The organism is Brevibacillus sp. NRRL NRS-603 (assembly GCF_003013445.1).
In the GTDB taxonomy this organism is placed as follows: domain Bacteria; phylum Bacillota; class Bacilli; order Brevibacillales; family Brevibacillaceae; genus Brevibacillus; species Brevibacillus formosus.
Genome location: NZ_PXZN01000128.1, coordinates 1 through 6546 on the forward strand (window position 1 = coordinate 1; position 6546 = coordinate 6546).

General features: G+C 46.3%; 9 protein-coding genes. 4 read left to right on the top strand and 5 right to left on the bottom strand.

Translation table 11 applies throughout. From position 1 onward, the window contains the following. Window positions 1-20: 20 nt before the first annotated feature. On the top strand, window positions 21-356 hold the full coding sequence (locus C7R94_RS29050) for a hypothetical protein (protein ID WP_106785976.1): 336 nt from the start codon (window positions 21-23) through the stop codon (window positions 354-356). A 304-nt stretch (window positions 357-660) separates the two neighbouring features. On the opposite strand, the gene C7R94_RS29055 is transcribed toward C7R94_RS29050, so the two are convergent. The 3 genes from C7R94_RS29055 to C7R94_RS29065 form a co-directional block, all read right to left on the bottom strand. Continuing rightward, complete coding sequence (locus tag C7R94_RS29055; protein WP_106785977.1) at window positions 661-1215, bottom strand: spore coat protein; 555 nt, start codon at window positions 1213-1215, stop codon at window positions 661-663. A gap of 118 nt (window positions 1216-1333) precedes the next feature. After that, window positions 1334-1561: a YozQ family protein gene (locus tag C7R94_RS29060; RefSeq protein ID WP_106785978.1), complete on the bottom strand. Its 228-nt coding sequence runs from the start codon at window positions 1559-1561 to the stop codon at window positions 1334-1336. A gap of 54 nt (window positions 1562-1615) precedes the next feature. Continuing rightward, window positions 1616-1984: a hypothetical protein gene (locus C7R94_RS29065; RefSeq protein WP_047069110.1), complete on the bottom strand. Its 369-nt coding sequence runs from the start codon at window positions 1982-1984 to the stop codon at window positions 1616-1618. Between the two features lie 124 nt (window positions 1985-2108). Between C7R94_RS29065 and C7R94_RS29070 the strand changes: the two genes are divergently transcribed. After that, window positions 2109-2402, top strand: a complete 294-nt coding sequence (locus tag C7R94_RS29070) for a hypothetical protein (RefSeq protein ID WP_083995038.1) — start codon at window positions 2109-2111, stop codon at window positions 2400-2402. Next, a complete protein-coding gene (locus C7R94_RS29075) occupies window positions 2386-3807 on the top strand; it encodes an FMN-binding glutamate synthase family protein (RefSeq protein WP_106785979.1) in 1422 nt (473 codons plus the stop codon). Before C7R94_RS29070 ends, C7R94_RS29075 begins: the two co-directional genes overlap by 17 nt. Window positions 3808-3908: 101 nt before the next feature. Here C7R94_RS29075 and C7R94_RS29080 read toward each other — a convergent pair whose 3' ends face one another. Further along, on the bottom strand, window positions 3909-4484 hold the full coding sequence (locus C7R94_RS29080; protein WP_233220704.1) for an adaptor protein MecA: 576 nt from the start codon (window positions 4482-4484) through the stop codon (window positions 3909-3911). A gap of 229 nt (window positions 4485-4713) precedes the next feature. Here C7R94_RS29080 and C7R94_RS30460 point away from each other — a divergent pair, with 229 nt between their 5' ends. Further along, complete coding sequence (locus tag C7R94_RS30460) at window positions 4714-4878, top strand: hypothetical protein (protein WP_012686282.1); 165 nt, start codon at window positions 4714-4716, stop codon at window positions 4876-4878. 75 nt (window positions 4879-4953) lie between these two features. Here C7R94_RS30460 and C7R94_RS29085 read toward each other — a convergent pair. Beyond that, window positions 4954-6546, bottom strand: a 1593-nt coding sequence (locus tag C7R94_RS29085) for a glycosyl hydrolase family 18 protein (RefSeq protein ID WP_233220703.1), incomplete at its 5' end; no start/stop codon positions are given.

Consider the following 6546-nt stretch of genomic DNA (forward strand, 5'->3'; position numbering starts at 1 on the left):
GGAAAGGATGAACGAGATCGATGAGCAAAAAGGATTACATCCTTACGATTATTGAAAAATTCGAGAAACACAATGATATGATGCCAGAACGGTTGCAGGCTGTGATTAAAGAGGTGAAGCAGGATATTGAAAATGTCCCGGCAGAGACCTTCTATTTGCAAACGAATGGGGTAGTGACACAATCTGCAACGAGTGGTGGTTCTGAGCGTAACGATCCTCTCTTTCGATTATCAGAAGTGTATTTCGATCTGAAAAAGCTGGCTGAGACAAACAGAGGTACCCATCCTGATTTGATTACAGCGATTACTCAGTATGAGGGCTTGCTGAACGAATCCGAAGGGTATTCTCCAGAGTAGCTAGCCCAAGCCAACCGAAAAAGAGAGGGGTAGAGCCATGGACATGCCAAAAAACCTGAAGGGCAACCATTCGAAGCAAGATGAAGAAGGACAGGTCATACAAAGTCTACAAGACACTACGGGTAGTGGTGACGAGGAACAAGCAATAGAAAGCTGGGGCTGGTCAAATAATACCGAGACCGCTCGAGATTGCTGACACATCGTAACAAAACAAACCTTCCGGAAGCGGGAAGGTTTTTCTTATTCCAAGATGCCATGCCCTAGCATAAGAAGAAAACCGTCCAAACAAGGACGGTTTTTTGGCTTACAGGAGCATTTGTTGTTGGGGCTGGTAGGCGTTAATCATCGTGTTCATCGTGTGATCAGCTAGCTGCGGAGCTTGGTAGTAGCCTTTGGCATTCATGTACTGCCAGGTTTCATAAGCCATTTGCTGGCAAGCATTTGCACCATTTACATGGTATTGGCGGATACTTGGATCTACGCACTCAGCTGCCCAGAGCATGCCAATTGCCGAGCCTGCTTTATGCCAATTCAGCATCAGGGTAGCAATTGTCATATCTGACAAGCGTGTCGGGTGTGGGTTGGGAGCAGCCATCTGCGGGTTATTAAGACCAACTGCTGTAGGTTGTGCTACACGCAATTGAATAGGAGCTGGTGCAATGTTGAAGCCTTTTCCCTGCAAGAGGCTAATCCCTTGTTGGTATGCGTTCATGATCAATTGCTGATGTCTGTTAATGATGCTTGTTAATTGAGGGTCTTGTGCCATCTCGGCAAGTACTCCGTGCATTTCAATCGCAGCGTGTTTGGAGCGGAGTGCTTCTTGTGTTTCCAAAAACTCATGAGCAGCAAATCGTTGCATAATGGCCTCCTGAAATCTTAATTGGGTTACTGTCAACCTTTGATAGTGTTTGTATAGAATCAATGGATATTCAGGAAAAAAGTGGTGAAGGAATTAGCCTGAGATGGTTAACCGGACTTTAAAACATGTTTTCGTAGCCAGTGCGTGGAATCTCGATATTTTTTTGTCCAGCATTTTCATCAATTTTTCCGTCGTTTGTACCTTCCATATAATTGTCGCTGACTTGTTCGTGTGTAATGGCGAGCCCTTGCTCTGTCAGCGATTCACTTTTGTAAAAGGACGGGTCGTACATTTTGTCGGCGATCTCTCCGGCTGCCTGAAGCAAATCTTCATCGTTGTTTTTCATCGTGTTCCCTCCTGAAGTTACAAGATAATCCAACGGACATTTTTCAAAGTGGTGCTAGCTTACGTATTCAGCTGAGTACGAATTGAAGCCTGCATGTACCGAAAGCAACGTATTTGCATAGCCCACCAAACGATTGACGGTCTCATCTACCACGGCGTAGACCAGCGGATGCAGAGTAGGGTCATGCAGTTTTGGGTCATCGAAAATCACGGTGGTGTTGATGAACACATCCCGATTTCCAATCAAGTCGTAATGAATGAATACTTTCCCACAAGCTCCTTCCGTCTGAGGGTCTCGGTATCCCGGCAGAAACAGATACCATTCCTCGGCTGTTGCAGAACGGAAATTTTTCGTGAATGTGAGACCTTGGATAGCTTCTTCTGTTTTTCTTTTTAATTCAGGGCTCATCAAAATATCCGACAAGAACCTTTCCTCCTTTGTTCCCTTTCAGTATGAAGAAAGGAGGGCACTTCCATGCAGAAACCCAAGGATGAATAGAACTTCCCAGATCGGAAGACAGTAAAAAGAAAAAATGGGGTGCACGGATTTGAATAACCTTGAAGACCTGAAGCACACATTGTCTTATATTCATTCTGAGCTTTTACGTATCGAAACCATGGCAGGAACACTATCAACCATCGAGCGAGACCACTATAATAGACTCACTAATTTCGACCAAAGGGAGTTAATAGACATTGCGGTAGAAGAACAAAACGCATCCAGACAGCTGGGCACCATGAAGCAAATGTGTTTGTCCATGGCTCAAAAAATTGAAGGGCTACAAACTGCGATCATGAGTAACGAACCTGGGGAGAGTGCCCGCCGTGTTGAGACTCATTGAAAATTTGATACGTTCTGCTTTGAATGAAACTGTAGATAAAGCGATTACACGGGTGATAAAGGATCAGTACACGGAAAATTTATTTGAAATGGTACCAGCTACAAATAAAGTGGGAATCACGAATTTAATGGAAATCGCTATGCGTGCCAATCAAGGAACTCCAATATCACGACCACTTGGCAGTCCGCTTCATTTTTCTCCCTGGGAGAAACTGCTTTTTAATCCTGTCCACCTTTTCCGCTTTCCTACTCCAGAGGCGGTAGGTATTAACACGTCAGTCACGATAGGTCCTCGTGCCAGAAAGCCCTTAACAATCACTGTTCCAATCATGATTGCAGCCATGTCGTTTGGCGGTGCCTTAAGCAAAAATGCAAAAATAGCTTTGGCAAAAGCAGCGACAGCCATCGGGACAGCAACAAACACAGGAGAGGCGGGGCTGCTGGAGGAAGAACGCGACGCTGCTTCGCTCCTTGTTGGGCAATATAACCGTGGGGGCTGGATGAATTCGCCGGATAAATACAAACGCCTGGATGCAATTGAAATCCAACTGGGTCAAGGTGCCCAAGGCTCCACCTCCCAACGAACCGCAGCAAAAAATATTGGTGAGGATTATCGAGAGGTTTTTGGTTTGAAACCAGGGGAAGACGCCTGGATTCATTCTCGGCTCCCTGACGTGAATTCGAAAGATGATTTTATAAAATTGGTCAGACGGCTGAAAAGCGAAACAGGGGTACCTGTGGGATTAAAAATAGCAGCAACGCATCACATCGAAAAAGAATTGCAAATGGCAATAGAAGCAGAAGTGGATTTTGTGACAGTCGATGGCGCAGAAGGGGGAACTCACGGAGGGGCACCTACCTTGCAGGACGATGTTGGACTTCCTACATTATTTGCAGTCTCAAGAGCAGTAGAATTCCTTGCGCGAAAGAGAACAGTCGATGATATCAGCTTGCTTGCGACCGGAGGGTTGGTGACCCCCGGACAAATGCTAAAAGCGATTGCTTTGGGAGCAGATGCAGTTTATATTGGCACAGCAGCGATTATGGCGCTGGTAAGTGAGCAAATGGTAAAAGCAGTTCCGTTTGAGCCTCCGACAAGTTTAGTCGTGTATACAGGGAAAATGACAGACCAACTCGATATTGACCAAGGATCATTGAACTTGATCCGATACCTTAGCAGTTGTGTCAAGGAAATGGAACAAGTAGCAGTTACTCTCGGGAAAACTGCCCTTACAGACATCGGAAAATCAGACTTGTGTACGTTGGACCCGTTCCTTGCAAAGGCGACGGGAGTTGAGTTGGGGTACGTGGCTCCGACGAATCAGGATCGTTTTTTTGAGGAGACAAATGCATTTTTCGTTAACCCGGAAGACAAGGTAGATCCCGACCGAATTCCACTTCATTAATTTCAAGGCGTAAACGTATACAAAGACAGTATGTAGATGACAAGCCAACTGTGAGGGTTGGCTTGTTTGGCTGTCTCATGACAAGACAAATTGCTGTTCATTTAACAAGGAAATAAGCATGCTATTTGAAGAAAAGCATCTTTCTCAAACAGGACTTTTCCGTACGTATCCAGGACTTCGGCTGTCGTATCCGCTTGTCTTGTCGCATATTCAGTAACGATGGAGACTGCGTTCTGATAATCCTCCGCCAAGAGAAATTCTGAATCCTGAAGTTTGAGTATATAGTTATCACGGTATACATACAGCTTTCCGCTAGAACGCATACGCTCGGGCATTTTCGTAGCACAGAAAGCCAAATCTTCAAAGTCTCTGAAGTGTAAGAGCGAATATGCTGACTCAGGAAACACTATTTTGCTTCCTTCTGTTTTTTCTTCTTGGTTTTCCAGCAAGGTAATGGTGATATACATCCCTTGAGAGGGGACGAAAGCTACCTCCGTACGTGAAGGCATGTCCATTGCCGGAAAAGCTTGTGTAGATTCTGCAAACAAAAGCGCTTCGTCGATCAAATGGTTAATGATTGAAAGAGTGGCCTCGTGATTATTTTGATCATAGCCGCGCTCAGTCAGTTCACTCTCCGGCACAAAGATTGAAATGGTGCGGTTATCTGAAATTTCCATCTTCACAGCTGATTCCTCCTTCATTCATCGAAGTATATAAAATGAAATTCAGAAATTGTCTTGGGCAGTAAATGCAGAATTGATTATTAGGGGGTAGCATTTCAATATACGGTACTTTTCATCTTGCAACAATAGGAGATTATTGGGTAGAAGTATCGTCCCATAAGCGTCTAATAATCGCATAAACGAGACAAACTACTGGTAACATGCATCCTGGAGGGGATCACAATTGACTGAACAAAACAATCAGGAAGTGGAAAATAAAGAATTGAAAGTTCTGGGGACGCATGCAGCAGGAAGCACCGATTTGTTTGAAACTCGAAAAGCGTCGAAGGACGAAGTCGTCGAGGCGCCCAAACATCCTGGAGGCGCGGGCTCATCCGGGACTTACTGAGATTTGCCTAGCACAACAAAAAGAAGCGCCTCTGCCACGGCTGTAGCCGGACGAGGGCGCTTCTTTTCATGATTCTTACAGTTTTTCACGTGCATGTGTAAGGGTTATCGAATTGGCAATGGCTGTCCACATATCCGTTGATTCAGAGCCAACGTACCAGTACGCGAGTCCACCAATTTGCCATTGCAGACTAGCCTGAGCCTTGAGCCCAATCGAACGGCTTTCTTCCAGCCAAATCGTGTGCGTGGTGCCTTGCTTTTGATACGTCGAACGGTATTGTCCAACTTTTTCGTCCCACGCTGTTTTTGCTCTGTATTGCGAGAGCAGTTGGTAAGACTGAGGGATGCTGATATCTGTGGACTTCAATGTCCCGTTCGATTGGTACCAGTCGCGTGTGTAAAGAGGCATTCCGACGATCAGCTTTTGGGTTGGAACCTCGTTAAGCAGGTCGGTAATGACTTTCGTAAACCAAGGCAGGGATGCCACGGAGCCTGCTTTTGACCCTCCTACCCAATGCTCTTCATAGGCCATTACTACCAAATAATCCGCATGCTTTGCCAATTTAGCAAAATCGAAAGGGTCGCTCCAGTCTGAATCACCATCAGGCGGAATATCTACAGATAGGACAGCGTCTTTTGTGTGAAGAGCTGTCGCGAGCTCCTGAATAAACAAGGTGAAGTTGTTGCGATCCGCAGGCGAGAAGCCTTCAAAATCGATGTTAATCCCATCTAGCTGGTACTTATCAATGAACGAAGAAAGCTTTTGCACGGCTGCTTTTCGTTTATTGGGATCGGATAGCATAGCGTGAGTAGCATTGGGATCAAATTTATTTCCGAAGAGCGGCCACACCTGCTTGCCATTTGCCCGCGCCCAATGGACGAGTGAAGCATCCGTAAAGTCGCTAATCGTACCGTCTTTTTGCAGGAAGTACCAACGCGGCGACAGCGTGTTGACTCCGCTTTTCTTGACTTGTGCAATGAACTCCTCTGTCGTGGATTGGTATTGCCATCCGAGAGAGACAAGCGGCTTGGCTGTAACGTTTTGCTTCTTCAGATTCTCCTGAATCCGATACAAAATAACAGCCGTTTCTTCTCTCGATAGTGCATGGGTCGGGCGGAAGTAGCCATTGTAGCCAACCAACCATTTTTTCTGCATGGCGTGGCTGACTGAGGCGCGTGCCCAGCTGGAAATCGCATTGGCATCCTTCACGGGCAGCTGGTAAGAAGGCGAAATACTCTGTTCCAGTGCACGTACGAGAAACGCAGCGGCCTCTTCGCGAGAGATCGTCCGCTTCGGAGCAAAAGTAGTAGGACCGATGCCATTCGCGATGTTAAGACCAGCAGCAGCTTGTACATACCCGTATGCCCAAGAGTTTTTCGGGACATCCGAGTAGGCTGCTACGTTGCTGACCACGGGTTTCATACCGAGGGCTCGTGTGAGCATCGCGACAAACTCAGCCCGCGTCACAGGGCGAGTCGGGTGAAAATACCCGTTTTCATCCCCAGCGATGACACCTGCCACCTGTAGCGAACGGATTTGCTCTATCGCATAGCTGTTTGCGATATCTTTTAAATTTTTCGTCGATGCTGTGGATGCAGGGACTCCTATGGCAAAAGAGAGTCCGTACACCAGAAAAGCAAAGGAGACTAACCAGATATGTATGTTTTG

What these genes read in the sequence shown, in the direction of transcription:
- C7R94_RS29050 (WP_106785976.1), top strand. Translation starts at nt 21, where the DNA reads ATGAGCAAAAAGGATTACATCCTTACGATTATTGAAAAATTCGAGAAA.
- C7R94_RS29055 (WP_106785977.1), bottom strand. Translation starts at nt 1,215, where the DNA reads ATGCAACGATTTGCTGCTCATGAGTTTTTGGAAACACAAGAAGCACTC.
- C7R94_RS29060 (WP_106785978.1), bottom strand. Translation starts at nt 1,561, where the DNA reads ATGAAAAACAACGATGAAGATTTGCTTCAGGCAGCCGGAGAGATCGCC.
- C7R94_RS29080 (WP_233220704.1), bottom strand. Translation starts at nt 4,484, where the DNA reads ATGGAAATTTCAGATAACCGCACCATTTCAATCTTTGTGCCGGAGAGT.